The sequence below is a fragment of the Pseudomonas sp. ASL7 genome, assembly GCF_056680375.1.
In genome coordinates this window covers 1,146,748-1,170,567 of the sequence record NZ_CM155279.1, presented here as the reverse complement: position 1 = coordinate 1,170,567, position 23,820 = coordinate 1,146,748, and the positions used below count along the sequence as shown (strand labels likewise).

Genomic DNA, 23,820 nt, shown 5'->3' with positions numbered 1-23,820 from the left:
GCGATTTCAAACCTTAAAAACAGGTTTCCATGGTTTCGATGACATTCAGCTGCTCATCCACCAGACACCCGGTCCGCCACTTGTCGAACGTCAGGCACGGGTGCGAAGTACCGAATGAAATGATATCGCCCACCCGCAACTCAACCCCTGGCGCCACCGTCATGAACGCATGCTGATCCATGACCGCCGTAACTGTGCAAGCGCTGACGTCATCGCCCGTCGCCGGCACCACACCGGCCTTGTAACGCAGCAGCGGCACCGGCAAACCGGCATCGTAGGCCACGTCGCGTTTACCCAGGGCGATCACTGCAAACCCCGGCTCCGGCAACGACTGCACATGGGCCCAGACTTCCAGCGCCGGACGCAAACCTTCGTGCAGGTCGCTGCGGCGGTCGAGCACGCAGCATTGCGCTTCTTTGTAGATGCCATGGTCGTGCGCCACATAACTGCCGGGGCGCAGCACGCTGAGGAAACGCCCGCCGGCGTTCTGTGCTTCGAAGGATTCGGCGATCAGGTCATACCAGGCCGAGCCCGAGGCGGTAATGATCGGCTTGGGAATGGCGAACGCGCCGCTGTCCTGCAACTGCACGGCCAGGCGCACCAATGACGCGGCAAATTCGCGGATGCCCGTCACCGCATGATCACCGTGGATCACGCCTTCATAGCCTTCGATGCCGGTCAGCGCCAACGCTGGTTGGGCGGCGATGGCCTTGGCCAGTGCGACCACTTCTTCTTCAGTCCGGCAACCGCAACGACCGCCGACCACGCCGTACTCGATCATCACGTTCAGCCGCGCGCCGCGAGAGGCGAAATACGCCCCCAGGTCAGCGACGTTGTCCGGGTGATCGACCATGCAATGGAAGTCGAACGTCGGATCTGCCAGCAGATCGGCGATCAGCGCCATGTTTGGCGTACCGACCAACTGGTTAGCCATCAGCACCCGACGCACGCCATGGGCATATGCCGCACGGGTTTGCGTGGCGCTGGCCAGGGTGATGCCCCATGCCCCGGCGTCGAGCTGGCGGCGAAATAGCGCAGGCGTCATGCTGGTTTTGCCGTGGGGCGCGAGTTCGGCGCCGCTGTTGCTGACAAAGGCCTGCATCCAGCGAATGTTGTGTTCCAGTGCTTCACGGTGCAGCACCAGCGCCGGCAGGCTGACATCGCGCACCAGGTTGGCGCCGGTCTGGGCAAAGCCCTTCTCCACGGCGGCAGTATGTTGGGCAGAAGACATGGTCGAACTCCTCACATTTCGCGGTCGCGAGCGGCCGCTGCTATTCGTTGATGCGACGGGCAAGGCTGTTGGCGTTGTCGATCAGCACCCGGCGGTAGTCGTTGTAATGGGTCTTGGCATCGTCCCGTGGGGCGACAATGCACAGAGTCGCAATGGCCACGCCCCTCGGGTCTTTGACCGGGGCGGCGAAGCAATGGGTAAAGGTGTCGGCGACGCTATCGAAAGAGAAGAACCCATCGATTCCGGCCTGACGAATTTCCTTGAGGAACTGATCCACCGGCAAGCGTTGGCCGCCGGGCAGGATGAAGTCGTCATGGTCGATCAGGTCGACGATTTCCTGGTCGCTCAGGTGCGCCAGCAGCAGGCGCCCGGAAGCGGTCCAAGGGATGGGCGCGTTCTCGCCGATGTCCGAGGAAATGCGGAAATGCCGTTCACCCTCCTTCATCAGCGCCACGGTGTATTTGCGCCCGTTGAGCAGGCACATCTGCGCGGTTTCATGGGTCTGGCTGACGATGTCCTGCAAGGCGAGATCGGCCTCGCGGGTCAGGTCGAAATGGCGTAAATGCGCCTGCCCGAGGAAGTACAGCTGACGGCCGAGGTAGACGTGACCGTCCTTGCCCACAGGCTCCAGAATCCGCCGTTCCAGCAAGGACGCCACCAGTTCGTAGACCGTGGATTTCGGGCTGCCGATACCGCTGGCGATATCATTCGGGCGCAGCGGCTGGCCGATCTCCTTGAGGAAATCGAGAATATCGAACGCCCGGTCCAGACCGCGGGCCCGGCGCTTGATGGTGTCTTCGGTCATGTCTTCAGGTTCCCATTCAAAGTGGCCGGGAGTTTACCCAGAGTGCGGTGACGACCGTTAGGCCGCCATCGCGAGCAAGCTCGCTCCCACATTGGAGCTTCAGTGTTCACACAATCCCTGTGGGAGCGAGCCTGGTCGCGATGAAGTCACCGCGGTTCAGGCCTTTTTCTTGTACGCAATGCAGTCGATCTCAACCTTGCAGTCGACCATCATGTTCGCCTGTACACAGGCCCGGGCCGGTGCGTGCTCAGGGCTGAAGTACTCGGAAAAAACCTTGTTGAAGCTCCAGAAATCCCGCGGATCCTCCAGCCACACACCGGCGCGGACCACGTCCTTGAGGTCGTAACCGGCCTCTTCGAGAATGGCGATCAGGTTCTTCATGGTCTGGTGAGTCTGCTCGACGATGCCGCCTGCAATGATCTCGCCATCCACCGCCGGCACCTGGCCGGACACGTGCAGCCAGCCATCGGCTTCGACGGCGCGGGCGAAAGGACGCGGCTGGCCGCCACCGGCGGTGCTACCGGTGCCGTAACGAGTGATGCTCATGGGTGTTTCTCCTGATTTGAAAGTGGATGTTTAAAACCGCGTGTTCTTGAGAAATTCAGCCAGACGCGGGGATTTCGGGCGCTCGAACAGTTCCTTGGGAGGCCCCTGCTCTTCGATCCGCCCTTGATTCATGAAAACGATCTTGTCGGAGACCTCGAACGCAAATCGCATTTCGTGGGTCACCAGCAGCATGGTCATGCCGTCTTCGGCCAGCCCTTTGATCACGTTCAGCACTTCGCCGACCAACTCCGGATCGAGGGCCGAGGTGACTTCGTCAAACAGCATCAGGCTCGGGTTCATCGCAATCGCCCGGGCAATTGCCACGCGCTGCTGCTGGCCACCGGACAACTGACCGGGGTAGTGATTGCGTCGCTCCAGCAAGCCGACCCGCTCCAGCCATTTTTCAGCGAGCGCAACCGCCTCGTCCTTGTGCAGTTTCTTGACCTTCAACAGACCCAGCGTGACGTTCTGCAACGCGGTGAGGTGCGGGAACAGGTTGAACTGCTGGAACGCCATGCCCGTCATCGCGCGATGCCGGGCGATGACTTTTTCCGCATGACGCACACGCTTGCCGTTGACCTCGTCATAACCGATGGACTCGCCATCGAGCATGATCTGGCCGCCCTGAAATTCTTCGAGCATGTTCACGCAGCGCAGCAGCGTGGTCTTGCCCGAACCGCTGGAGCCAATCAGCGTGACCACGTTGCCGCGCTGCATCGTCAGGTCGACGCCCTTGAGCACTTCGAGCTTGCCGTACTGCTTGTGCAAGCCGCGAATGTCCAGCAGGGCCTGCCCGTTTTGTGCGTTGGCGTCTTTTACATTTGAGAGTTGAGGTTGATTCATGGCAAGGCCACCCGCTTTTCAATGTGCCGGCCGAGTAATTCGATGCCGTAGTTGATGACGAAAAACAGAAATCCGGCGAACAGGTAAAACTCCAGGGTCATGAAGGTCCGGGCGATGACCTGCTGGGTGCTGAGCAGCATTTCCGCCACCCCGATCACCGACAACAGTGTCGACGCCTTGACGATTTCGGTGGACGAATTGACCCAGGTCGGCAATATCTGCCGTAGCGCCTGGGGCAACAACACGTAACCGAGGGACTGATAAAACGTCAGGCCAATCGCTTTGCTCGCTTCCATCTGCCCACTGGGCAACGCTTGCAACGCGCCGCGCACGATCTCGGCGACGTGGGAACCGCAAAACAACGTCAGCCCCAAGGCACCGGCCTGAAACGCGCTGATCTGCCAGCCCAATGCAGGCGCCATATAGAAGCAGGCGAGTACCAATACAAATACCGGCGTACCGCGAATCAGGTCGACGTAAAAGCGAAACGGCGCGCGCATCCAGATATTGCCGTAGGTCAGCACCAGACCGGCGACAATGCCGACCATCGTGCCCAGCAAAATCGCCAGGGCCGAAACCTGCACGCTGGTCAGAAAGCCTTGCCACAAGACTTCCCGCGCCACCCATAACTCGTGTAACCAACTAGGGGATTCGTACATGGGGCCTCCTATCGGCGAATCGCCAGACGCTGTTCGAGGTAACGCAGCATCATGGCAATGAGGTAACAGGCCGCAACATAGAGCGCGGTGGTCACCATCCAGGTTTCAATCACCCGGTAGCTCTCGACATTGATCTTGCGCGCGTAATAGGTCAGCTCCGGCACGGCAATCGCGGCCGCCAGCGAGGTGTCCTTGAACAGCGAAATGAAGTTGTTCGACAAGGCCGGCAGTACATTGCGCAGCATCACCGGCACAGTGACGTAGGCCTTGACCTGCCACTCGCCCAGGCCGATGGCCAAGCCGGCCTCACGCAGTCCCTTGGGAATGCTCAACAACCCGCCACGGAACACTTCGGTCAGGTAAGCCCCGGCATACAGCGACAGGGTGATGATGAACGACGGGATCTTGTCCAGGCGAATCCCCAGGCTCGGCAACGCAAAGTAGATCAACAGAATCAACACCAGAATCGGCGTATTGCGGATCACCGTCACATACACCGACGCCAGTACCCGCAATGCGCGATGCTTTGACAGCAAAGCAAACGCCATCATCAGGCCGATCGCGCAGCCGATGGCGATCGACACCAGCGCCAGTTCAAGGCCCAGACCGAGCCCCGCCAGCAAGGTGTCGAAATCGCGCCAAACGGCGGCAAAGTTCAACTGATAGTTCATGGTCAGCAGTACCTTGAACGGGGCGATCGGAACCGCCCCGCTCTCACGGGATCATTTGAATTCGACGGGGAAACCGATTGCCGGGGTGGGCAGATCGACACCGAACCACTGTTTGAAGGAGGCCGCGTAAGTCGGGAACTCAACGCCGGTCATGGCTTCATGCAGGGTGGTGTTAACGAAGTTCAGCCAGTCCTGATCGCCACGTTTGACGGCGCATGCATAAGTCTGCGGGCTCCAGGCGTAGACCGGGCTGCGGTAACGCCCAGGGTTCTGCACCATCAGGTATTTCACCGAGGACTGATCGGTGGCTGCGGCGTCGGCTCGGCCGGAGTTCACGGCCTGGTACATCAGGTCAACGCTGTCGTACTGATCGACCTTGGCCTTGGGCAAGGCTTGATGCACCAGTTCTTCGGCATACACGTTCTGCAGCACTGCAACGGTGACGCTGTCGTTGGCGGCCTTCAGGTCTTCGATTTCCTTGTACTTGCTGTTCGCCGGCAGCAACAGGCCGACACCTTCGCGGTAGTAAGGCAGCGTGAACGCCACTTGCTGCGCACGGCTGGCGGTCACGGTAATGAACTGGCAACTGATGTCGACCTTGTCGGTCAGCAGGTTGGGAATCCGCGCATCGGACGACTGCACCACGAATTCGACTTTGCTCGGATCATTGAACAACCCCTTGGCGATCATCCGCCCGATATCGATATCAAAACCCTGCAACTTGCCATCCGCCCCCTGGAAGTGCCACGGCGCATTGGTACTGCCCGTGCCCACAATCAATTTCCCACGGGCCAGCACGCTATCGAGCTTACTGTCCGCCGCCTGGGCCATACCCACGGCAGCGGCCGACGCGGCGAAAAGAAAAACACACGCTTTGAACAAGGAAGGTCGGTGATGCATGGCAAGCACTCCAGGATGATGTTTATTCCGTTATACCGGAACTCGGTATGTAACAACGGAATAGACAGCAGAAAGTGTGCCACAGGACGCGGGGGGAATGTCGGGGAGATTGAAAAGTGTTTTGAATCAAAGGGATGCGCGACAACACAAAATTGGCGTTACGAATCGCACACCTGACGAACGCTACTGTTGGCTACAGCGCACGGGTACTTGCACCACAATTGGGATGTCGCAATTCACATTGAAGCAAAGCACGCGACACACTTTGTAGCAGCTGGCGAAGCCTGCGTTCGGCTGCGTAGCGGTCGTAAAACCTGAGCGTGAGATCGTTCTGAAGGACCGCACGGCCTGATTTCACGACTGCTGCGCAGCCGAACGCAGGCTTCGCCAGCTGCTACGGATTGCGCTGGATACGGCATTGGACAATCCCGCCATCGACTGCTTTATTCAATATCAGGTGATAAGCAGTCTCAATTGCCATGCGCCCAACGCGTGTGCTGTTTCAGGAGGGCTCATGTCTTACCAGGTCATGATGGTTTTCGGTACGCGACCGGAGGCTATCAAGATGGCGCCACTGGCACGTGTTCTGCGTCATTGGCCGGGTATTGAGTTGAATATCTGCTCCACCGGCCAGCACCGGGAAATGCTCAAACAAGTGCTGGATTCCTTCGAGCTATCGGTTGACCAGGACCTTCAAGTGATGACGCAGGGCCAGACGCTCAACGGCCTCTCCGAACAACTGTTGATTCACCTCGACAAAGCCTACGAACGGATAAAACCCGACATCGTGCTGGTCCACGGTGATACCACCACCAGCTTCATCGCGGCCCTCGCGGCCTTTAATCGCCATTTGCCCATCGGCCATGTCGAGGCCGGTCTGCGCACTGGTAACCTGCGTTCGCCCTGGCCGGAAGAAGCCAATCGTCGCTTGACCGGCGTCATCGCCGACTTGCATTTCACGCCGACCACCAAAGGTGAAGCCAACCTGCTGCGCGAAGGCGTGCCCAAGGCCAGTATCGAAGTCACCGGCAACACCGTGATCGACGCGCTGCTCTGGATGCGCACCCATCAGCAGGACATTCACTGGCATCCGGCACCCGACTCACCGCTGGCCGTGCTTGATGACAATCGGCGGATGGTGCTGATTACCGGTCATCGACGGGAGAGTTTTGGCGGCGGTTTCCGCAACATCTGCCTGGCCCTCGCCGAGCTTGCCCTGTGCTACCCCGACGTACAATTTGTCTACCCGGTGCACTTGAATCCGCACGTCCAGAAAGCGGTGTATGGCGTGCTGTCGGACAAGCCGAACATTTATCTGGTGGCGCCACAGGATTATCAGCATTTCGTCTGGCTGATGGGCCGAGCGCAGTTCATCCTCACCGATTCCGGTGGCGTCCAGGAGGAAGCGCCTGCCATCGGCAAACCGGTTCTGGTGCTGCGCAACGTAACCGAACGGCCATCCGTGCTTGAGGCCGGAACCGTGCTGCTGGTGGGCACCGACACCGAGCGCATCGTCAAGGAGTCCAGACAGTTGCTCGATGACCCGGCGTACTTCAAACAAATGAGCCGGGTCCATAGCCCCTACGGCGACGGCCACGCCAGCGAACGCATTGCCACCCGTCTCTGCACCTGGTTGAGCGAACGTTCGGCGGCGGACAGCGCAGTATGAGCCTGGATTTTGTCGATTTTTTTGCCTATGTGCTGTTCGGTCTTAAATACCTGGCGATCACTTTGGCGCTGTTGATGTTCGTGCTCGGGCTCGATGACCTGTTCATCGACGTCGTGTACTGGAGCCGCAAGCTGATTCGACGCTGGCGCATCTACGAAAAATTCAAGCGCGCCGATGAGGAACGGCTCTACGCCATCGCCGAAAAGCCACTGGCGATCATGGTTCCGGCCTGGAACGAAGTCGGTGTGGTCGGTGAAATGGCGCGCCTGGCCGCCTCGACCCTCGACTACGAGAACTATCAGATTTTCGTTGGCACCTACCCCAACGACGCCGAGACCCAGGCCGACGTCGATGCAGTCTGCCGGCACTTCCCCAACGTGCACAAAGTGGTGTGCGCCCGCCCCGGCCCCACGAGCAAGGCTGACTGTCTGAACAACGTCATCGACGCGATCCTGCGTTTTGAAAGCGAAGCGAAAATCCAGTTTGCCGGGTTCATCCTGCACGATGCCGAGGATGTGATTTCGCCGATGGAACTGCGGCTCTATAACTACCTGCTCCCAAGCAAGGACTTGATCCAGATTCCGGTCTACCCCTATGCGCCGGAATGGAAAGGTTTCACCGCCGGTCACTATGTCGACGAGTTCGCCGAAAACCACGGCAAAGACGTTATCGTGCGCGAAGCCCTGACCGGCCAGGTGCCCAGCGCCGGCGTCGGCACTTGCTTCAGCCGCAAGGCCATCAGCGCCTTGCTCGAAGACGGCGACGGCATTGCCTTCGACGTACAGAGCCTGACCGAGGACTACGACATCGGTTTCCGTCTCAAGCAAAAAGGCATGAAGTGCATCTTCGCCCGCTACTCGGTGACCGACCCGAAACTGGCGCTCGAACAGCCTTGGGTGTTCGGCATGAACCGCGCATTTTCCCAAGTGATCTGCGTTCGCGAACATTTCCCCCGGGACTTGCTGCACGCCATCCGCCAGAAGTCCCGCTGGATCGTCGGCATTGTCTTTCAGGGCACCAAGAACCTCGGCTGGAGCCCCCATGCTTTGCTCAACTACTTCCTGTGGCGTGACCGCCGCGGCTTGATCACTTACTTGCTGAGCTTCCTGGTCAACTTACTGTTCCTGGTGCTGCTGGCGATGTGGCTGGTGACGGTGGTTTCGCCGAATGCCTGGCGCTATCCGTCGATCCTCTCCGACAGCGCGCTGCTCTCGATTCTGCTTTGGCTCAACGGATTGATGCTGCTCAATCGACTGTTCCAGCGCGGCTGGTTCGTCACCCGCTATTATGGCTTGGGGCAAGGCCTGCTGTCGGCACCGCGCATGGTGTGGAGCAACTTCGTCAATTTTTTCGCCAATGTGCGGGCGCTGCGACAGGTCATGAAAATGGGTGATTCACGCCGCGTGGCCTGGGACAAAACCACCCATGAATTCCCGGCCCTGACCAAAGCGTATCGCACCCCATTGGGTCATCGACTGGTAGAAAAAGGCCTGCTCACTGAAGAACAACTGGAAGCGGCAATCACCAACCCTGTGCGACGTCGCCTGGGTCACGAATTGCTGCTGCGCGAACACATCAACAGCACGCAACTGGTGGAAACCCTGGCCGAGCAACTGGATATGGAATGGGCCCCACTCAACCCGTTCAAACTCGATAAACGCCTGATCAGCCTCGTGCCACGCAAGGTCGCGTCACACTACGGCGTGCTGCCAGTGGCCGAAGAAGGTGACACGTTGGTGCTGGCCTCCGAAGGGCCAGTCAGCCAGGTGTCGCTGGGTGCCATCAGCCGTCAATTGAAGCGCCCGGTGCGCTGCCGCCTGGCGCCCCAGGGCCGGGTCACGCTGGGCATTCGTTACTGGTACGCCAGCCCCCGTCAAAATGCGGACGTGCATCACATGCTTGAAGTGCTTGAGCGTCATCAAGACGATGAAGCCTTGCTCGAGCGTGTCGGTCATCATCAGGTGCTGCTGGGCAATCTTCTGCAAGTACGCGGCATGGTCCCTCCCAGCTTGTTCAATCAGGCCTTGATCGACTTCGATGTCGAACACATGTCATTGGGTCAACACCTTATCTCCCGCGGCATGATCACCCAGGAAGTACTCGAGCAGGCCCTGGTTGAACAGGCCATCGAACAGCACGCCGCGTACAGCATTGCCCGGGAGGTCGAATGAAGCCGGTCAATCGTCGTGCTCTGCTGGTTGGCAGCCTGCTGCTCAGCCTGATTGCTGGCACATGGGCACAGGCCGAGCCGTTGACCGACTTTGAACAATTTCGCAGCTTCCCCTACATGGACCGCAGCTATCGCGAAGCGAAAAAAGGCAACTGGGCCGAAGTCGAACGGCTGATGCGCCACCTGCTGACCAAGGTGCCGAAAAACGATGAAGCGCGGGCGCTGCTGGTGGAAGCGCTGGCCAAGCAACGGCGTTACAAGGACGCCGTGCAAGCGCTGCCGGATAACCCGCAAAACAGCGAGGCCCTGCTCAACCTTCGTTTGACCTGGATCGAACAGGATCCACCCGGTAGCGGGCAGGTGGAACAGTGGATGGCCACCAGCAACCTCACCCAGCGCGTGCGTCTGTGGCAGGCCTACAGCCTGAGCCTGGCCAAGTTCGGCGGTGCCGGCAGAGCACACGCGTGGCTGGCGCAATTGGTACCTAAAGGTGACGATAAAATTCTGCACCTGGCGCTCTCCAATTGGTCCGAGCAGTTGCGTGACTGGAACGGCACCATCGAGCAACTGGCGCCCTTGGCCGCCAGCCAGCAATTGGACGCCGAAAGCTGGCAGCGGCTGGCCAATGCTTATGTACAACGTCTTGACGAAAAACCGTTGCAGCAATTGCTGCAACAAGCGCCTAGCCCTGAAGCGGCGCACAAGATCCGTTTGGCGATGATCGACCGGGCGATTGCCATGGGCCATACCGAGCAGGCACAACGCTGGATTCAAACACTGCCAACCAGCGACCTCGCCAATCCCGCGCAACGGCAACGGCTGTGGGAACTGGCGCGTCAAACCGGTGACACCGCAACGGTGCAACGCTTGAGTGATGAGTTGCAGCGCCCGTGTCTTGAGACCGCCGAATGGCTGTCGCGGCGTGATCCGGAGGCGGCGCTCAGGCAATTGCGTGGCTGCCGTGCTGATGACGATCCGCAGGCGTGGCTGATCCTGGTCCAACGCCTGCATGCCACGGACCTGCTGCAAACCACGCGCCTCCCAGAGCCTTGGGATAGCCGTCGTCAGGGGCGTCTGCTGGACATCTGGCAAGCAGAGGGACAGAGCGACAAAGTCTTGGCCTGGCTCGCCAGCCAGCCACAGACCGCCGATGTGGTAAAGCGCCGGGCCGAACTGGTACAGGCCTTGGGACGCCCTGCCGAAGCGGCGATGCTGTGGGAGCGGCATTACCAGCAAACCGGTGACCTTGCTTCGCTCAATCAAGCGACGTACCTGGCGTTGAATGCCGGCCAGCGCGAGCACGTTCAACAACTGCTGGAAAACGCCTACGACCGCCACGACGGCAAACTGCCCGCCGCCATGCTGCAACGACTCGCGGGGCTGTATGCCTCGTCGACGCCGACCCCGGCGCAGCAGCAACGCATCGTGTCGCTGCTGACCCGCGTCGAACCCGCCACCCGCGGCCAGTTACTCGCGCAACTGGCCGAGAACGGTCAGTGTGAGGTGGTGCAGCAAGCCATTGGCACGCACCCTCAAGTCGCCGGCGATTATCGCGCCCTCGGTCGTTGTGCCATGCCGGAGCGGCCCGGCGAAGCGGTCGTGTATTACCAAACAGCGGAAAAACTCGGTGACCGCGGCATTCGCCTGCCGTTGGCCTATGCCCTGGAAGCGGCCGGTGACGCTTCCGGCGCCCTGGCGATCTGGCGCAGCGTTCCAGATGCCGAGCTGAGCGATAACGCCCGACTCACTGCGAGCCGTAGCGCCCTGACATCGGGCGACACCCAGGCCGCAGAAAGTTACTGGCAACAAAGCCGCAGCCGTGGCACCAATGAATGGGCCTTGGGTGCGGCGATTGCCGACGCTCGGGGCGATCACGCGCTTGCCTTGCAGCGTCAACGCTTCGCTTTGCAACAGGCGCCGGATGCCGGGCATTTCTATGCCGCGTCGGTCACCGCGCAAAAGGCCGGGGCGCTGGAACAAAGCACGGCATGGCTCGCCGAAGCCGTGCGCCTGGAACCAGACAATCCGCGTTATCGCGCCGATTACGGCATGCGTCTGGCGGGTGCCGTGACCCCGCAAGAGCGCGCCAGGGCCATTCCCTATCTGCAAAACGCCACCCAGGCTTTCCCGGAAGACTATCGCCTCGGCGAAACCCTGGCGGTGCGCTATGACGAAGTCGCCGACAGCGCCCAAGCGCGCAAGGAATTGCGCCGGGTCATCGATCTGGAGCAAAACCCGGTGGCCGCCGATGACGAAGACGGCAGCCTGGAGGCGCGACGTTATCGCCAGCGCCGCGCGCACGAAACCCTGTCCCGCCGCGACAGCGGTACTGTGGCCAGCACCTGGTCGCCAGCCGGGGTGTCGACCAACGATTTTCTGCGCCCCGACCAGAGCACAGGGTCCCAGCGCCGCTCGACGTCGCAGAACGTGCAACTGGCCATGTGGGACCACGCGCTGGGCGACGAACCGAGCCGCGCCGGCAGCACGCTGTCGGTCTATGGCCGGGTGTTGCTCGGCGGACAGGACCGGTCGAGCTACGCCGAATCCATCGGCACTGGCGTCGGTCTGCGCTACAAGCCCTGGGGCACGGCGAACATCAACTTCTATGGCGAGTTCTACAAACAGAGCCAGTTCGATGACCAGGACAATCACGGCCTGAGCCTTGGCCAACTGCTGATCCCCGAAAAGCTCGCGAATCAGGCCAACGACCACCGCCAGGACGGGCACACCACCACCGATTACCTGCTGCGCGCCACGGCTTCGTTCCTCGATCAAGGGCGATTCCGCAACGACTGGCGCGTCGATGAGAACGACTGGGAGGAACGTTTTCTGTACCTCGATGCGGCTTGGTGGACCCAGGCTGGCGATCACCAATGGCTGTCGCGTTTCCAGCAGGGGCACACCTGGAAGCTGCCGTTCAACGGCGCGCAAACGCTCATGCCTTACGGATTTCTCGAGTTCGCCACGCAGGACCCGAGCAACGACTGGCGCCAGGACCTGCGCACCGGCATCGGCCTGCGCTGGCAATGGTGGTTCAACGACGATATCTACAATGCCTACCGTGCACACCTGACGGTTCGCACCGAGTATCAGCAGTCCCTGGGCGGCAATCTGTATGACGGTGGCAGTGGCGCGCTGTTGGGTGTGGAGTTGAATTTCTGATGACACGACTTCTATGGGTGGTGTGCCTGTTACTCGGCAGCACGGTGGCCCGCGCGGATGAGCGGATTTTCTATCAGCCGTTGAACGTTGATGCCAGTCTCAGCCAAACGCAATGGCGGCAGATCTGGCAGGACACCGCGAGACACGGCGCGCATACACTGATCGTGCAATGGACCGCCTATGGCGACTTGAACTTCGGCGGTCCCTCAGGCTGGCTCGCCGACAGTCTGAAACTGGCTCATGAGCAAGGCCTGAGCCTGGTACTGGGCCTGGCCATGGACCCGGCCTATTACCAGCGTATCAATGAACTGGACAGCGCCGGGCTGGCGACTTACTGGCAGGTACAACTGGGGCAGTCGCTGGCTCAGCAACAAGTTCTGCGCAAGGACTGGAAGCTTCCAGTCAGCGGCTGGTATCTGCCGATGGAGCTGGACGACGTTCATTTCCTGGCGGTCGATCGCCGGGCAACCCTGCAACGCCAGCTCAAGGACTTCGCCGGCAAGCTCGATGCGCCGCTGCATGTCAGCGCCTTCAGTGCCGGCAAGCTCGCGCCTCGGGTGAATGCACAGTGGCTGGGGGAGTTGGCGGCGAATAAGGTCCACGTCTGGTGGCAGGACGGTGCAGGCACCGGGCGCTTGCCACCGCTGGTTCGAAGCAGCTACGCCAGCGCACTGCCCTGCTCGGTGGGCATCGTGCACGAAGCGTTCCGTCAGGTCAGTGCCGAGGGTCAGCCGTTCCGCGCTGAACCGGCCACCCCGGACGCGTCTTCGGCGGGCTGCCATCCAACCGCGGTTTTTTCACTGCGCTACCGGCCGTGGGGTCAGGTGATTCTTGACAATCAGCACAAGCGCAAGGTCGACGATGTGCAAAACCATTGAAGCTTGAAGTGCTGAGAAATGCACCCGCGACCCTCCGCGATGGGTCCAGCCTGTATAAAGCAAGACCGATGCCGAGAATCACGTAGCCACTACTCAAGCAGTTGATCAATCAAAACCGCGTTGGTATAGATCAAACTGCCATCGCTCGCTCGGTGCCCGACCAAATGGAACTGACCGCGTTCGTTGTGCAATTCGTTGTGCAAATAGACACGCATTTGGCAGTCAGACAAGGGGCCGTATCCCTCTGGCATGATCAAATTCAATGTATCCATATCGACATCGACCATGGCTTCGGGCTCGTGGGTCTTCTGCAGGTGTATTTCGGCTGCCTCCAGACGCAAATGCAGAGGGCCATCGACGTTAAAACGGATTTCCCCCATCGGGGTGGACTTTTGGGCAGCGCCGGTTTTGCACCAGCCCTCGATCGTCAGGTCACTCATGACGAAGCCTCCAATATGAATTGCTGGACTCTGTACCTATCGTCCCTGCTCAATGCCATCACCTACGTTTGACCGCTGCACAAGGGCAGGGTTCGTCTTTCAGGGCTGTTTCTGGCGGATCACTGCCGTCCGTCATCAGAAGCCGTCCGTCATCAGAAATTGAGTATAGCTGGCAACCGGACCTTCTCCTCCCGGCAGGGAGTCAGGGGGCGGATAGAAGCCCTGGCAGGCCAACCTCCTTAGTTTTGTTTTTTTAACATGACACAGGCGCAATCGGGATCTAAGTTAATCAACTTAATGTTGAAGTTGGCCTATCCAGACATCGGTATTTTTAGAAAAAGCGCTTACTCCGTCCTTGCACTATACTTATTGCTGGCTTTGTTGCATAACCAACAAGTAACAGGAATAGGATGAACAAAAAATGGCCATGGCAATCATCTTAATTCTAATCGTAGTTGCATCAGTGCTGTTTAACGCACTGGCGCCTTGGCATGCGACACCGGCAGCTTCCAACTGGGGGTCAATAGACACCACCCTGTTCATCACCCTGATCATTTGCGGAATATTCTTCATCGCCGTCACGGGATTTATGGCGGTAGCCGTGATGCGTTATCGTCACAAGGTGGGTGCCAAGGCGGCCTACCAGCCAGAAAATAAAAAGCTGGAACTATGGTTAATCATCGTTACCTCGGTGGGTATTGCCGCGATGTTGGCGCCTGGCCTGGTTGTTTACAGTGATTTCGTCCGGGTGCCAAAAGATGCTTATGAACTTGAAGTGGTTGCCCAGCAGTGGCAGTGGTCCTTTCGCTTTCCCGGCAAAGACGGAAAGCTGGGCAGATCGAATATTAAGTTTGTTGATTCCGCCAATCCCTTCGGCCTTGATCCCAAGGATCCTGCCGGGCAGGACGATGTACTTATATTAAACAATGAAGTTCACCTTCCGCTCAATCACCCAGTGAAAGTTTTACTGCGTGCTAAAGATGTGGTGCACGATTTCTATGTACCGCAAATGCGCGGCAAGATGGACATGGTGCCAGGAATGGTGTCGTACTTTTGGTTTACACCCACTAAAACCGGAAACTATGAAACCATTTGCGCTGAATATTGTGGTGTCGGTCATTACAACATGCGGGGCCTTATGATCGTGGAAGAACAGGACGCCTTCGATCAATGGCTGAGCAGGCAACCGACTTTTGCGCAGACACTAGCGACAGCTCCCAAGCCCAGCCGGGACAGCGTGCTGGAAAAAGGCCGTCAGCTGGCCGAAAACCTCGGCTGCAGTGCCTGCCATAGCCAAGATGGCAGCGCCAGTCTCGGCCCGGGATGGAAGGGGTTGTACGGCCGCACTGAACAGCTTGCCGATGGCACCAGCGTGCTGGTCGATGAGGCCTACGTGAAAGAGTCGATCCTCGATCCGAAGGCCAAACTGGTACAGGGCTACCCGCCGGTCATGGTGACCTATACTCTCAATGAAGATGAACTGGGCGCTCTCATCGCCCTGATCAAATCACTGGGTACCGAACCTTCTGCCAGCGAAGCGTCGGGCCCAGGTGACGACTTGGCGGCGCAGGGACAGCGGCTGGCCCAGTCGCTCGGCTGTCTGGCCTGCCACAGCGTCGATGGCAGCAAGGGCATCGGCCCCAGCTGGCAGGGCCTGTATGGCAAGACCGAAACCCTTGCCGACGATACGAAGATAAAGGTCGATGATGGCTATATAAAAGAATCGGTTCTGAAACCCAGCGCCAAAATCGTCAAGGGCTATGCACCCGTCATGCCGGTCTTTGCTCCGAGCGATAAGGAGTTGGACGCACTGATCGCTTTTATCAAATCCAAAGCGAATGCCGACGCTGATGCGAGCAAGGCGGAGCCAGGAAAGTAGCCGTAAAGCAGCCAGAAACACACCGAAACTTCTGCAGGAGGATGACGTGATGGCCTATGCGGAGCAAGCCGAAACAGAAGCACTGCACGAACCCAAAAGCTTCCTGACCAAATATATCTGGAGTCAGGACCACAAGGTCATCGCCATTCAATATTCCTTGACGGCTATCTTCGTGGGGATTATCGCCATAGTGTTGTCCGACTTGATGCGCATGCAGATAGGCTTCCCCGGTAGTTTGGGGTTCATGGACGCCAGCACTTACTATCAGGCGATGACCATGCACGGCATGATCATGGTCATCTATTTGCTGACGGCCCTGTTTCTGGGTGGCTTCGGCAACTATCTGATCCCACTGATGGTGGGCGCCCGTGACATGGTCTTCCCCTATGTCAACATGCTGAGTTACTGGACCTACCTGCTAGCGGTACTGGTGTTGCTCGCCGGTTTCTTTGTCCCTGGCGGCCCCACCGGTGCGGGCTGGACGCTCTATCCGCCACAGTCCATTACCAAGGGGACACCGGGGACCGAGTGGGGCATCGTACTGATGCTCGTCTCACTGGCGATTTTTATTGTTGCAACCACCATGGGCGGGCTGAACTACGTCACCACGGTGTTGCAGGCGCGCACACACGGCATGACATTGTTTCGCATGCCGCTCTCCGTATGGGGAATCTTCATGGCCTCGATTATGGCCTTGCTGGCCTTCCCGGCGTTGTTTGTCAGTGCGGTCATGATGCTGTTTGACAAACTGTTGGGCACCAGCTTCTTTATGCCGACGATCATCTCGCTGGGGCAGCAGCTCGACCACCAAGGTGGCAGCCCAATATTATTCCAGCACCTATTCTGGTTCTTCGGCCACCCGGAAGTCTACATTGTCGCCCTCCCCGCGTTTGGTCTGGTCTCCGACTTGATCAGCACGCATGCGCGAAAAAATATCTTCGGCTACCGAATGATGGTGTGGGCCATTATTGCGATTGGCGTACTCAGCTTTGTGGTCTGGGCGCACCATATGTATGTCAGCGGAATGAACCCCTCCTTTGGCTTTTTCTTCGCTGTCACCACCTTGATCATTGCGGTGCCGACTGCACTGAAAGTCTACAACTGGGTGCTGACCCTGTGGCAGGGAGACATCCATCTGACCGTGCCGATGCTGTTTGCCCTGGCCTTTATCGTCACCTTCCTGGTCGGCGGTCTGACCGGGTTGTTTCTCGGCAATGTGATCGTCGATATTCCGCTCTCGGACACCTATTTCGTCGTAGCCCATTTTCATATGGTCATGGGTGTCGCACCGGTACTGGTGGTGTTCGGCGGCATTTATCATTGGTTCCCGAAAGTAACCGGGCGCATGACGAACGACACCCTGGGCAAGCTGCATTTCTGGATTACCTTTCTGGGCACCTACGCCATTTTCTTCCCCATGCACTACCTGGGTTTCCAGGGCATGCCACGCCGTTACTACGCCTATGACAACTACGCCTTCATCCCGCAGTCGGCGCACGATTTGAATGCCTTCATTACGGTGGTCGCATTAACTGTCGGCGTTTCCCAACTGCTGTTCCTGTTCAACCTGACCTGGAGTGTATTTAAGGGCAAGCCCGCGGGCAGTAATCCCTGGGGCGCGGCCAGTCTGGAATGGCAAACGCCAAACACCCCGCCGATACACGGTAACTGGGGAGCGAAGCTGCCGGTCGTGCATCGCTGGGCCTATGACTACAGTGTGCCGGGGATAGAACAGGATTTCGTTCCGCAAACAGTCTCCGACGAGGAGCTGGAGCAAATGCGGCAACTCAGTGCCGGAACCAAGATAGCGGACGTTAAAACATGAACAGACTGCTATTGAGAAACGCCGACGGCGCTGACCCCGGCGGCAGTTGGAATCGTGATCCTGAGGGTATCCAGGCCGACGAGGGTGCCGCTAGAAGGCAAAACGCAAGAATAGGCCTGCGCTTGTTCCTGGCCGTGGTGAGCTCGTTATTCTTTCTATTCGTGATCGCCTTCATCGAGCGCTCACAAATGGCCGACTGGCTACCCCTGACAGAGCCCTTGGCGCCGTTAGCCAATCTATCGCAGCAGCTATGGCTGAACTCGGCTTTTCTGGTATTCAGCTGCATTGCAATGCAATGGTCGCGTATGGCCGCACGACAGGCTCGACTGGGCGCAACTGTCATTGGCTTTGCATTGGGGGGCGTATTTGCAATTGCCTTTCTGACGGGACAACTCTGGGTCTGGCAGCAGTTTGTCGCCTGGGGCTACTTTGTCGCCAGCAATCCGGCCAACAGTTTCTTCTACCTGTTGACCGGCCTGCATGGGTTTCACCTGCTGGGCGGGCTAATAGCCTGGGGCAGAACCGTCGCTAAATTCCTGCATCACGTGCCGTTGCCACAACTCAGCGCCAGCGTAGAGCTCTGTGCCATCTATTGGCATTACTTACTGGGCCTTTGGTTCGTGCTATTCGCCCTGCTGACCAGCACACCGGCAACCTATGAAGCCTTCGCCAGATTCTGCGGCCTGAGGTGAAAAGCCATGGCATCGCACCCATCAGCCCCAAGTGAGCCCAGTTTATCCAATCCACCCAGTTCGCCGCCGGAACCGGGATGGCCGGGCATTGCCAGCGACTGGTCTTCGGACAGAGAGGCTTTCAGGCAGGTGCCTTGGGGCAAGGCGATGATGTGGATATTCCTGCTCAGCGATACGTTTGTATTCACCTGTTTTTTAACCGGCTACATGTCGGTACGCATGACCATCACCACCGCCTGGCCGAACCCCAGTGAAGTGTTCGCATTGACGATCGGCGGTCGAGAAATCCCACTTATTCTGATCGCCATCATGACCTTTGTACTGATCAGTAGCAGCGGTACCATGGCCATGGCAGTTAATTTCGCCTATCGCCGTGATCGGGCGAAAACAACGGCCTTGATGCTGGCGACCGCGGCCTTGGGTCTGACCTTCGTCAGCATGCAGGCATTTGAATGGAGCAAACTCATCGCAGAGGGGGTGCGCCCCTGGGGGAACCCCATGGGGGCGGCGCAATTTGGTGCCAGTTTTTTCATGATCACCGGTTTCCACGGACTGCATGTGTCAATCGGCGTCATCTACCTCACCATTGTGGCGCTGAAAGTATTGCGCGGAAATTATGAGCGCTCCGGAAACTATCAGATCGTCGAGATAGCCGGGCTTTACTGGCACTTCGTGGACTTGGTGTGGGTGTTTATTTTTGCTTTCTTCTATTTGTGGTAGGTCAGAGGAGCACGGATGATGGCACATGCTCAGGGTCAGCAACATCCAATCAGTTTGTACCTTAAAATTTGGGGGCTGTTATTCGTCCTCAGTACGCTGTCGTATCTTGTCGACTATTTTCACTTCCAGGGCTACCTCAGGTGGTCCCTGATTATCACGCTCATGTTGTTGAAGGCAGGTTTAATTGTCTCCATCTTCATGCATATGGCCTGGGAACGGTTGGCCATGGTCTACGCGATATTGGTGCCACCCTTGTGTTTACTGGTGCTCGTCGGATTGATGGCCACCGAGGCAGACTATGTTTACCTCAGCCGGGTCATTTTCTTTGGCCAATAAGCAGCTTTCGGATGGCCTTGAGTCTCCAGGAGCTAGCCCGATATCACTCGCTTGAACTGATGCCATTTGTGCTGCCAGGCCACTGTCCAGTGAGGGGCTGCCGTTCCCGTGCCGGCGATAGTCAGCTTTGGATGATGTTCGATTACCCGGTCCAAAACCGATTCCTGATTCGGTTCAACATCCACGAAGAAGATATGTTTGCCCTCTTCTACGACCTGTTTAAAGCTGCGGAAGTGAGCGTTCGGCACCTGGATACCAAACAATCCACCTTCCCAGATGCAGAAGCCAAATATAACAACGGCAAGGAAGATAAAAGGCACCCAGCCGGCAGCGGATTCGGTCCAGCCCATCCAATAGGCGCCTCCAAGGACCAGCACCGCGAGTGGCACACCGACCACCGCACCAATTTCACCCGAGTGAACAGCATCTTGTTTCATTAACGAGTTAACCTCGTGGAGGTGATGTTGTTCTACATCAGCCACTTTTTCACTGAGCACGTGAATTTGTTCGGAGTTGATGCCGCTGGCTTCCAATTCATACTCAACGGTTTCAAGATCGTTGAGATTGTCACTGATGTAATAGTGTCGATTCATGCCACACCTCCCATCTCGTGTTTGCTGCAGACCTCCTCTGTCCGGCAGCCGTCAACTGAGATTTGCAGTCGGTCTCTGTACCGTGGGGAACGTTGCCCACTTCATGCAATCTGCAAGAAGTATAGCACCCGCTAGCATGCAGATCAGGCTACGTCAAGACCAGTCAGTGCATCGGTGAACGTTGCAGCCCTGCCTAATGCTTGAGTGACGCCAGCACCCGTTCGGCATTCGCCTCGCAGGCGATACCTTCCGGTCGTGCCTGGATGTCCTCGATCACTCTCAGCAACTTCGCCTTGCTCTGCGCCAGGTGCTGTTGCATCACTTCAATCTGCTCGACTTTACGCTCAAGGCCCGCCACCAGTTCGTCGCGCTTGAACGCGCCCGTCGTGACGTCCGGCAAGAGCCGCTTTAGCTCTTCCAGACTGAAGCCGGCCTGCTGGGCACACTGGATGATTTCCAGGGTTTGCAACGCTTGCGGCGGATAACGTCGATAACCGTTGGCCTGGCGCTCTACCTGACGGATCAGGCCTTGTGCCTCGTAAAACCGAATGCGCGACGGGTTTAAACCGCTCAACTGTGCCAATTCACCAATCTTCATCATGGCCTGATTTACCTGCTTGACATTAAAGTTAACTTTAAGCTTAGCCTCTGCTCTTCACTAATGAGGAGTCAAGCATGTCGCCCTTCCAAACGCTGAATTTGCCCAACGGCCAGACCATCGGCAATCGCATCGCCAAAGCCGCGATGGAAGAGAACCTCGCTGACACCGAGCAGGCTCCGGCGCAGGCTTTGTTCCAGCTCTATGAGGCGTGGGCCGAAGGCGAAGCCGGCCTGTTGCTGACCGGTAACGTGATGATCGACCGCCGCGCCATGACCGGTCCCGGTGGCGTGGTCCTGGAAGACGAGCGGCACCTTGAACGCTTCCGCCAGTGGGCAACCATTGGTCGGGCCCGGGGCGCGCAGTTCTGGATACAGCTTAACCATCCCGGCCGCCAAACCATGGCCAACCTCGGCCAACAGGCGTGGGCACCTTCGGCGGTGGCGCTGGATCTGGGCGGGTTCTCGAAGATGTTTGCCGAGCCCAAACCCATGAGCGAGCGCGATATCGAAGGTGTCATTCAACGCTTCGCCACCAGCGCAGCGCTGGCGGAAAAAGCCGGGTTCACTGGCGTACAGATTCATGCCGCACACGGCTACCTGCTCAGTCAGTTCCTGTCGCCGCTGACCAATCAACGCTCTGATCAATGGGGCGGCTCGCTGGAAAATCGCGCGCGTCTGCTGTTGGCAGTGGTTAGCGCCGTGCGCAAATCGGTGTCGCCGCAGTTTTGCGTCGCAGTGAAGCTCAACTCCGCAGACTTCCAGCGCGGCGGCTTCGATGCCGACGATGCGCGGCAAGTGATCCAGTGGCTCAACGACCAACAGATTGATCTGCTGGAGCTCTCCGGCGGCAGCTACGAAGCACCGGCCATGCAAGGTGAAGCACGGGATGGGCGCACGCTGGCGCGAGAGGCGTATTTTCTGGAGATGGCCGGTGAGCTGGCCAGTGTGGCGCGCATGCCGGTGATGGTGACAGGCGGGATTCGGCGCCTGGCAATCGTTGAACAGGTGCTCGACAGTGGCGTCGCCATGGCCGGGATCGGCACCGCCCTGGCGCTCGAACCTGACTTGGTTAAACACTGGCGCCTCGGCCAGAACAGTCATCCGCAGCTGCCGCCGATTCGCTGGAAACGCAAACCGTTGGCCGCACTGGCGAACATGGCGGTGGTGAAGTTCCAGCTCCACCGCCTGAGCCGTGGGCGCAAGACCCGGCCCGGGGTGTCAGCGTTGCTGGCGTTGATTCTTGATCAGTTGTACATCAGACGCCGTACTCGACAGTACCGCCAGGCGATGGGAGTGAGGTGATCGAGTTGACGAAGATCCCCAGCGGGGTTGTTCGGGGCATTAGCTATCTGGCATTCAATGGTGGCTTCGACTGACCGGCCCTCATCGCGAGCAAGCTCGCTCCCACAGTTGATCTCCATGTTTGATAGAACGCGGACTAATGTGGGAGCGAGCTTGCTCGCGATGAGGGCAGCATAGACAGCAAAGAATTCAGCCTGAAACCAGCTCGTCGATATGCCGATAATCGGCTTGCAGTGCTAATGCCAACTGCTTCGCGCGTCCAAGCCGGATCGGGCCGCGTTCGATGTCGATCAGCAGCCCCGGGCATTCGAGCGCCGGCAACATCGACCACGCCTTCAAACGGCCATCGGTGATCAACAACAGTCGCTGCTTTTCCGCTGGAAAACGCTTCTGTCGTCTCACCAGCCAGCCCCCCGCCTCACCCAGCGCGGCCAGCAACGGCGTACCGCCGCCCGCGCCCAGCCTGTCCAGCCAGTCGCGCAACCCGGCGGACGCTTTCAATCCTTGCACCTGCCACGTTGGTGCATGGCCGCTGGCGGTCAGCAAGGCCAGGCGGGCGCGCTGGCGATAGGCGTCGTCGAACAGTTGCGCCAGCAGGCCCTTGGCATCGCTCAACGCCTGATGGCGGCGAGTTGAAGCCGAGGCATCGACAATCACCAGCCACAGTTCGTGTGGCGAACGGGTGCGCAGATGGAACAACACTTCGTCGCGCTGCCGCGGGCGGCCGTTCAACAATGTACCGGGCCAATTGACCGGTCCACTACGCGCAGCGTGACGCTTGCCCTGTCTACCGTTGTCCAGCCGTCCGGCACGGGGTTTGGCATTCGCCCCCGCATCAGATCGCGGGCGAATGCCTAGGGCTTTTTTGGCCAGCTCGGCACTTCACGTCGAGCACCGACCGGCAACGCCTGGGCGGGCATCTCGCCCCAATTGCCCTGGCCTTCGCTTGGGCTGGCGTTTTGGCCGCAGGGTGCCTGGTTTTGTTGCGGTGCCGGTGGCGTCTGTTCGCGGCGACGATGGCGCAAGGCGAACTCGGCGACCGCGTCGATATCTGCTTCGGCGATTGCATTCACACCTCGCCATGCCGCGTGGGCACGGGCAGCGCGCAACCAGACCAGATCGGCGCGCAGGCCGTCGACACCGGCGGCAAAACAGCGCTCGGTGATGTGTGCCAGCGCTTCATCGTCAAGGGGAATGCTCGCCAGTGCGCGGCGCGCCTTCTCACAACGTTCGCGCAGCGACTGCTGCTGGCTCTCCCAATCGGCGCAGAAACGTTGAGGATCGCTGTCGAAATTCAGACGACGGCGAATGATCTGGCCACGCTCGGCCGGCGCCGTATGGCCACTGAGGGCGACGTTCAGGCCGAAGCGGTCAAGCAACTGCGGACGCAACTCGCCCTCTTCCGGGTTCATGGTGCCAATCAGTACGAACTTCGCCGAATGCCGATGGGAAATGCCGTCGCGCTCGATCAGGTTGGTGCCGCTGGCGGCCACGTCGAGCAGCAGGTCCACGAGATGATCGGGCAGCAGATTGACTTCATCGACATAGAGCACACCGCCGTCGGCCTTGGCCAGGACGCCGGGGGAAAATTGTGCGCGGCCTTCGCTCAGGGCAGCGTCGAGGTCGAGGGTGCCGACCAGGCGCTCTTCGGTAGCACCAAGTGGCAAGGTGACGAATTGGCCGCTGGCCAGCAGGTCCGCCAAGCCGCGGGCCAAGGTGGACTTGGCCATGCCGCGCGGCCCCTCGATCAGCACACCGCCGATTTTCGGGTCGATGGCGGTGAGGCAGAGCGCGAGCTTCAGGTCATCGGCGCCGACCACGGCGGAGAGCGGGAAATGGGGGGTGTCGGTCATTATTAAATCTCGGTCATGGTCGGTGATCTATCTACAAATGTGGGAG

22 protein-coding genes are annotated in these 23,820 nt (G+C 59.0%); 10 read left to right on the top strand and 12 right to left on the bottom strand.

Annotated features, from left to right (window positions below):
* Positions 1 to 13: 13 nt before the first annotated feature.
* From AC1MDT_RS05400 to AC1MDT_RS05370, 7 genes are all read right to left on the bottom strand, one after another.
* Entirely contained in the window at positions 14 to 1,231 is a 1,218-nt protein-coding gene (locus tag AC1MDT_RS05400) for an amino acid deaminase (RefSeq protein WP_480421052.1), read from the bottom strand.
* A gap of 40 nt (positions 1,232 to 1,271) precedes the next feature.
* The gene (locus tag AC1MDT_RS05395; RefSeq protein ID WP_480421051.1) at positions 1,272 to 2,036 is read right to left on the bottom strand and encodes an IclR family transcriptional regulator; all 765 of its coding nucleotides are present in this window, start codon (positions 2,034 to 2,036) and stop codon (positions 1,272 to 1,274) included.
* A gap of 156 nt (positions 2,037 to 2,192) precedes the next feature.
* On the bottom strand, positions 2,193 to 2,582 hold the full coding sequence (locus AC1MDT_RS05390; protein ID WP_414907143.1) for a RidA family protein: 390 nt from the start codon (positions 2,580 to 2,582) through the stop codon (positions 2,193 to 2,195).
* 30 nt (positions 2,583 to 2,612) lie between these two features.
* Positions 2,613 to 3,425, bottom strand: a complete 813-nt coding sequence (locus AC1MDT_RS05385; RefSeq protein WP_480421050.1) for an amino acid ABC transporter ATP-binding protein — start codon at positions 3,423 to 3,425, stop codon at positions 2,613 to 2,615.
* The gene (locus AC1MDT_RS05380; protein ID WP_480421049.1) at positions 3,422 to 4,084 is read right to left on the bottom strand and encodes an amino acid ABC transporter permease; all 663 of its coding nucleotides are present in this window, start codon (positions 4,082 to 4,084) and stop codon (positions 3,422 to 3,424) included. Before AC1MDT_RS05380 ends, AC1MDT_RS05385 begins: the two co-directional genes overlap by 4 nt.
* A gap of 8 nt (positions 4,085 to 4,092) precedes the next feature.
* A complete protein-coding gene (locus AC1MDT_RS05375) occupies positions 4,093 to 4,755 on the bottom strand; it encodes an amino acid ABC transporter permease (protein WP_480421048.1) in 663 nt (220 codons plus the stop codon).
* 51 nt (positions 4,756 to 4,806) lie between these two features.
* Positions 4,807 to 5,655 carry a transporter substrate-binding domain-containing protein gene (locus AC1MDT_RS05370; protein ID WP_480421047.1) on the bottom strand — a complete coding sequence of 283 codons (849 nt, stop codon included), beginning with the start codon at positions 5,653 to 5,655 and terminating at the stop codon, positions 4,807 to 4,809.
* A gap of 514 nt (positions 5,656 to 6,169) precedes the next feature.
* Between AC1MDT_RS05370 and wecB the strand changes: the two genes are divergently transcribed.
* From wecB to AC1MDT_RS05350, 4 genes are read left to right on the top strand one after another with little or no spacing between them, the layout of a single operon-like run.
* Entirely contained in the window at positions 6,170 to 7,324 is a 1,155-nt protein-coding gene (gene wecB / locus AC1MDT_RS05365; RefSeq protein WP_480421046.1) for a non-hydrolyzing UDP-N-acetylglucosamine 2-epimerase, read from the top strand.
* On the top strand, positions 7,321 to 9,495 hold the full coding sequence (nfrB, locus tag AC1MDT_RS05360) for a cyclic di-3',5'-guanylate-activated glycosyltransferase NfrB (RefSeq protein WP_480421045.1): 2,175 nt from the start codon (positions 7,321 to 7,323) through the stop codon (positions 9,493 to 9,495). Before wecB ends, nfrB begins: the two co-directional genes overlap by 4 nt.
* Positions 9,492 to 12,656 carry an NfrA family protein gene (locus AC1MDT_RS05355; protein ID WP_480421044.1) on the top strand — a complete coding sequence of 1,055 codons (3,165 nt, stop codon included), beginning with the start codon at positions 9,492 to 9,494 and terminating at the stop codon, positions 12,654 to 12,656. The genes nfrB and AC1MDT_RS05355 overlap by 4 nt, the downstream gene beginning before the upstream one ends.
* Complete coding sequence (locus tag AC1MDT_RS05350; RefSeq protein WP_480421043.1) at positions 12,656 to 13,534, top strand: DUF4434 family protein; 879 nt, start codon at positions 12,656 to 12,658, stop codon at positions 13,532 to 13,534. The genes AC1MDT_RS05355 and AC1MDT_RS05350 overlap by 1 nt, the downstream gene beginning before the upstream one ends.
* A gap of 89 nt (positions 13,535 to 13,623) precedes the next feature.
* Here the strand turns inward: AC1MDT_RS05350 and AC1MDT_RS05345 are convergent, their stop codons facing one another.
* Complete coding sequence (locus AC1MDT_RS05345) at positions 13,624 to 13,974, bottom strand: hypothetical protein (RefSeq protein WP_480421041.1); 351 nt, start codon at positions 13,972 to 13,974, stop codon at positions 13,624 to 13,626.
* 421 nt (positions 13,975 to 14,395) lie between these two features.
* Here AC1MDT_RS05345 and AC1MDT_RS05340 point away from each other — a divergent pair, with 421 nt between their 5' ends.
* From AC1MDT_RS05340 to AC1MDT_RS05320, 5 genes are read left to right on the top strand one after another with little or no spacing between them, the layout of a single operon-like run.
* Entirely contained in the window at positions 14,396 to 15,853 is a 1,458-nt protein-coding gene (locus tag AC1MDT_RS05340) for a c-type cytochrome (RefSeq protein WP_480421039.1), read from the top strand.
* A 49-nt stretch (positions 15,854 to 15,902) separates the two neighbouring features.
* Positions 15,903 to 17,678 carry a cytochrome c oxidase subunit I gene (ctaD, locus tag AC1MDT_RS05335; RefSeq protein WP_480422709.1) on the top strand — a complete coding sequence of 592 codons (1,776 nt, stop codon included), beginning with the start codon at positions 15,903 to 15,905 and terminating at the stop codon, positions 17,676 to 17,678.
* Entirely contained in the window at positions 17,675 to 18,370 is a 696-nt protein-coding gene (locus AC1MDT_RS05330; RefSeq protein WP_480421037.1) for a cytochrome c oxidase subunit 3, read from the top strand. The genes ctaD and AC1MDT_RS05330 overlap by 4 nt, the downstream gene beginning before the upstream one ends.
* A gap of 6 nt (positions 18,371 to 18,376) precedes the next feature.
* The gene (locus AC1MDT_RS05325) at positions 18,377 to 19,090 is read left to right on the top strand and encodes a heme-copper oxidase subunit III family protein (RefSeq protein ID WP_480421036.1); all 714 of its coding nucleotides are present in this window, start codon (positions 18,377 to 18,379) and stop codon (positions 19,088 to 19,090) included.
* 18 nt (positions 19,091 to 19,108) lie between these two features.
* Positions 19,109 to 19,426, top strand: coding sequence for a cytochrome C oxidase subunit IV family protein (locus AC1MDT_RS05320; RefSeq protein ID WP_201119715.1), 318 nt, complete (start codon positions 19,109 to 19,111; stop codon positions 19,424 to 19,426).
* A gap of 32 nt (positions 19,427 to 19,458) precedes the next feature.
* Here AC1MDT_RS05320 and AC1MDT_RS05315 read toward each other — a convergent pair whose 3' ends face one another.
* Entirely contained in the window at positions 19,459 to 20,019 is a 561-nt protein-coding gene (locus tag AC1MDT_RS05315; RefSeq protein ID WP_480421035.1) for a magnesium transporter, read from the bottom strand.
* 193 nt (positions 20,020 to 20,212) lie between these two features.
* Positions 20,213 to 20,617 (bottom strand): MerR family transcriptional regulator, encoded by a 405-nt coding sequence (locus tag AC1MDT_RS05310; protein ID WP_480422708.1) that lies wholly within the window; start codon positions 20,615 to 20,617, stop codon positions 20,213 to 20,215.
* Between the two features lie 77 nt (positions 20,618 to 20,694).
* On the opposite strand from AC1MDT_RS05310, the gene AC1MDT_RS05305 reads away from it, so the two are divergent.
* Positions 20,695 to 21,921: an NADH:flavin oxidoreductase/NADH oxidase family protein gene (locus AC1MDT_RS05305; RefSeq protein WP_480421034.1), complete on the top strand. Its 1,227-nt coding sequence runs from the start codon at positions 20,695 to 20,697 to the stop codon at positions 21,919 to 21,921.
* Between the two features lie 189 nt (positions 21,922 to 22,110).
* On the opposite strand, the gene AC1MDT_RS05300 is transcribed toward AC1MDT_RS05305, so the two are convergent.
* Positions 22,111 to 22,656, bottom strand: coding sequence for a vWA domain-containing protein (locus tag AC1MDT_RS05300; RefSeq protein WP_480421033.1), 546 nt, complete (start codon positions 22,654 to 22,656; stop codon positions 22,111 to 22,113).
* A gap of 119 nt (positions 22,657 to 22,775) precedes the next feature.
* On the bottom strand, positions 22,776 to 23,774 hold the full coding sequence (locus tag AC1MDT_RS05295; RefSeq protein WP_480421031.1) for a magnesium chelatase ATPase subunit I: 999 nt from the start codon (positions 23,772 to 23,774) through the stop codon (positions 22,776 to 22,778).
* Positions 23,775 to 23,820: the final 46 nt, after the last annotated feature.

Coding starts and splice junctions, on each gene's coding strand:
- AC1MDT_RS05370 (WP_480421047.1), bottom strand. CDS start 5,655: ATGCATCACCGACCTTCCTTGTTCAAAGCGTGTGTTTTTCTTTTCGCC.
- AC1MDT_RS05320 (WP_201119715.1), top strand. CDS start 19,109: ATGGCACATGCTCAGGGTCAGCAACATCCAATCAGTTTGTACCTTAAA.
- AC1MDT_RS05295 (WP_480421031.1), bottom strand. CDS start 23,774: ATGACCGACACCCCCCATTTCCCGCTCTCCGCCGTGGTCGGCGCCGAT.
- AC1MDT_RS05325 (WP_480421036.1), top strand. CDS start 18,377: ATGGCATCGCACCCATCAGCCCCAAGTGAGCCCAGTTTATCCAATCCA.
- AC1MDT_RS05380 (WP_480421049.1), bottom strand. CDS start 4,084: ATGTACGAATCCCCTAGTTGGTTACACGAGTTATGGGTGGCGCGGGAA.
- nfrB (WP_480421045.1), top strand. CDS start 7,321: ATGAGCCTGGATTTTGTCGATTTTTTTGCCTATGTGCTGTTCGGTCTT.
- AC1MDT_RS05385 (WP_480421050.1), bottom strand. CDS start 3,425: ATGAATCAACCTCAACTCTCAAATGTAAAAGACGCCAACGCACAAAAC.
- AC1MDT_RS05375 (WP_480421048.1), bottom strand. CDS start 4,755: ATGAACTATCAGTTGAACTTTGCCGCCGTTTGGCGCGATTTCGACACC.
- AC1MDT_RS05400 (WP_480421052.1), bottom strand. CDS start 1,231: ATGTCTTCTGCCCAACATACTGCCGCCGTGGAGAAGGGCTTTGCCCAG.
- ctaD (WP_480422709.1), top strand. CDS start 15,903: ATGGCCTATGCGGAGCAAGCCGAAACAGAAGCACTGCACGAACCCAAA.
- AC1MDT_RS05390 (WP_414907143.1), bottom strand. CDS start 2,582: ATGAGCATCACTCGTTACGGCACCGGTAGCACCGCCGGTGGCGGCCAG.
- AC1MDT_RS05340 (WP_480421039.1), top strand. CDS start 14,396: ATGGCCATGGCAATCATCTTAATTCTAATCGTAGTTGCATCAGTGCTG.
- AC1MDT_RS05345 (WP_480421041.1), bottom strand. CDS start 13,974: ATGAGTGACCTGACGATCGAGGGCTGGTGCAAAACCGGCGCTGCCCAA.
- AC1MDT_RS05310 (WP_480422708.1), bottom strand. CDS start 20,617: ATGAAGATTGGTGAATTGGCACAGTTGAGCGGTTTAAACCCGTCGCGC.
- wecB (WP_480421046.1), top strand. CDS start 6,170: ATGTCTTACCAGGTCATGATGGTTTTCGGTACGCGACCGGAGGCTATC.
- AC1MDT_RS05395 (WP_480421051.1), bottom strand. CDS start 2,036: ATGACCGAAGACACCATCAAGCGCCGGGCCCGCGGTCTGGACCGGGCG.
- AC1MDT_RS05355 (WP_480421044.1), top strand. CDS start 9,492: ATGAAGCCGGTCAATCGTCGTGCTCTGCTGGTTGGCAGCCTGCTGCTC.
- AC1MDT_RS05330 (WP_480421037.1), top strand. CDS start 17,675: ATGAACAGACTGCTATTGAGAAACGCCGACGGCGCTGACCCCGGCGGC.
- AC1MDT_RS05315 (WP_480421035.1), bottom strand. CDS start 20,019: ATGAATCGACACTATTACATCAGTGACAATCTCAACGATCTTGAAACC.
- AC1MDT_RS05305 (WP_480421034.1), top strand. CDS start 20,695: ATGTCGCCCTTCCAAACGCTGAATTTGCCCAACGGCCAGACCATCGGC.
- AC1MDT_RS05350 (WP_480421043.1), top strand. CDS start 12,656: ATGACACGACTTCTATGGGTGGTGTGCCTGTTACTCGGCAGCACGGTG.